Source organism: Bartonella sp. AD328YNZD (genome assembly GCF_042196425.1).
The window spans coordinates 1-2,505 of the sequence record NZ_JBHIQG010000336.1 but is presented as its reverse complement, the minus strand read 5'-3'; the positions used below and the strand labels follow the sequence as shown (position 1 = coordinate 2,505).

Sequence of the window (2,505 nt, the reverse complement as noted above, 5' to 3'; positions counted from 1 at the left end):
TATCTTCCTTGCGATTTATGTCTCATAGAGCGTTTTCCCTATTATGGTGCCATACCATTTTTGCTCTTAGCAGGTTTTGGGGCATGTTTTTTTCGCACAACGGCTTGGATACAACTTTTATTTTTGTGTGTTTTTGTCTTAATGTGCATCAGCCTTGTTTTAGCCGTTTATCATGCGGGTGTTGAATATGGCTTTTGGGAAGCTCCCCTCAGCTGTGGTTTAAGCGCAGTGAGAAAAACCTCAGACATTAACCAGCTGCTTAACCAATTAAATAGCATTCATCCCCCTTCTTGTTCTGAAGCATCCGTACGCTTTCTTTTTCTCTCATTTGCCGGTTGGAATGTCGTCTCAAGCCTATTTTTCTCCCTTATAAGCCTCTATATCGCTTCAAAAGGAATTCTTTCAGTCCATAAAAAACTCTAACCATAAAATAGAAACGAAACCGCGTGCACTCGTTCTCTCCAATCACTTCTCCCCCCTAACCAACAACCCTCCAGTCACCAATCCCCACCCAAAACCACCCACCGCCAAACCAACCCACCAACACCAACGAGTTACCAACATCCCTCCTCTAACGTTGTACTCAAAAGACAAAAATAAGCAGAGACATCCATTTTATGGTTTCATCTCTCTGTACTTATGGGCAACATTTTGATAAAAACTCGTGATAGAAAAGCCGTAAAATAATAAGTGAGGGGACCAATAAATATAAATGGTCTGCTATGGCTGAAGATAAGAACACAGCGCCTTCTACCCTATCACCTATTTCCTTAGATATAACCAAACTTGAAGAACCATGTGTTATGATGGAACATGATCATAATGCATGGCGCGAGCATATAAAAGAAAGGGATTTAAATGCTCCTTACGAAAAACCACCTCATATAAAACCACGAATCAAATCGGCACCACGCATCAGGCAAGTTTTTTGGTGCGATTTTCCTCATGATTCAATACTCCCTGAATTTTGGAAAAAGCGGCCTGTTTTAGTGCTTTCTAAGAATGCAAAATTATATGGAAATGTGACAGTTTTGCCTTTTTCAACGAAATCACAACCCAATAATCCCGCTGCGTATCCAATACAATCTCCCATAGAGAATAAAAAAGCATGGATTATCTGCAATTATGTCACAACAGTTTCTGTAAGTCGTTTAAGTTGCTCACGTACCGTTCCAAGATTATCCTGCGAAGATTTTCATAAAGTTGTAGCTCTAATGCTCAAATATTTACCGCATTTACACTATTGACTTTTGAAAAAAATAAGCGTACATATACCGCCATACACGGCATCAGTAATGGTGGCCGCTTCCCCGCAAGGGGAGATAGGAACGAAGGAGTGGGAAACCGCTCCTTTCGTCATTTTTGGTATTTTTTTTGAGAACTTTTTAGCCATTTTTTGCAACCTTCCCTAAAACATATCCACATTCATTCTCCACCGTTGTTGTTTTGAAATATTTGCGATTTGGGGATAAGCAGAAGACAATATCCGTACTGTTGATCCGGTAAAGTTTCCCATGGAGATTACCGAGATGTTGTACATACTTATCATTTCATTGCACAAAAAATCGTGCTGGCGTTTCTTAAACTTTATATGATTTACCGCAATGGGAATATCTTTCCAAGATTGAAAAAAGCTTCGCTTTATATGACCACACCTCAAACGATCGTATTTTACGAGAGAACAAAGAAAATTCTCTAATAAACTAGAAATCAACCCCCAATCGATTTCTATCTCTTCACCAATAATAATTGTTTGTCGCCCTAACCACATTATTTCACCGGTCACATGACCTAACATAGCTTTTGCAGATAGATTTTCTTCCCCTTTTCCGAGAAACGATCTATGTTAAGCTATTTTGGGATTTACTGCTAAATTGCGTATGCTTGCGCTTTTAAAGCCTTTTTTCTCACCATATAAAAGGTAGATAAAAAAAATAATTTCGTTTATCAGCTTTATTTTAAAGACATACCTATTTTTTACAGGATACGTTCTCCTTTCTATCAGCCCTATCGCATTTAATACACTTGTCGTTTCTAAACATGAACAACCAAGCATCACAATGGAACAATAGACATCCATTGTAGCTTGTCATCAAGTTTTGTATATTTTGACACTAGGTTTTGTACCAATTAATTTTTTTTCAAAGAGTTTTTAAAAGGCTCTCAAAGGGGGGTCAAAGACCTCTCAAAGCCTTCTCTCATTTTTAGCATGAAAATGCACTTTTTTCTGATTTTCACTCTTTTTAGCTCTTTTTTACAATTTTAAATGTCAAAATCTATTTTGACAAAACGCGCATTGAATGCTAAATTTTATACATAAAAACAACAAATTACCACCTAATCCCACTGAGTATAAAGCCTAGTGTCAAACTACACCCATCACTTTCATTGGCACTTGCATTGACAAGAGATAAACAAGAGCATTGATCATCACACACGGAGCAAAAATCTATAGCGACTACGCCATAGACTTTCGCCACGCAAGGGTTATTCTTAGAGCATATT

At 37.9% G+C, this 2,505-nt stretch carries 3 protein-coding genes; 2 read left to right on the top strand and 1 reads right to left on the bottom strand.

What is annotated here, in order from left to right; translation table 11 throughout:
- Both ACFIO3_RS11455 and ACFIO3_RS11450 read left to right on the top strand, forming a co-directional pair.
- Nucleotides 1–423: disulfide bond formation protein B (locus ACFIO3_RS11455; protein WP_375704488.1), on the top strand; the 423-nt coding region annotated here is incomplete at its 5' end.
- 299 nt (nt 424–722) lie between these two features.
- Nucleotides 723–1,247: a type II toxin-antitoxin system PemK/MazF family toxin gene (locus tag ACFIO3_RS11450; protein ID WP_375608131.1), complete on the top strand. Its 525-nt coding sequence runs from the start codon at nt 723–725 to the stop codon at nt 1,245–1,247.
- Between the two features lie 161 nt (nt 1,248–1,408).
- Here the strand turns inward: ACFIO3_RS11450 and ACFIO3_RS11445 are convergent, their stop codons facing one another.
- Nucleotides 1,409–1,798 (bottom strand): hypothetical protein, encoded by a 390-nt coding sequence (locus ACFIO3_RS11445; RefSeq protein WP_375609319.1) that lies wholly within the window; start codon nt 1,796–1,798, stop codon nt 1,409–1,411.
- Between the last annotated feature and the right edge of the window lie 707 nt (nt 1,799–2,505).

Bases quoted from the DNA above. Each gene is read 5' to 3' on its own strand.
- ACFIO3_RS11450 (WP_375608131.1), top strand. From the start codon at position 723: ATGGCTGAAGATAAGAACACAGCGCCTTCTACCCTATCACCTATTTCC.
- ACFIO3_RS11445 (WP_375609319.1), bottom strand. From the start codon at position 1,798: ATGTTAGGTCATGTGACCGGTGAAATAATGTGGTTAGGGCGACAAACA.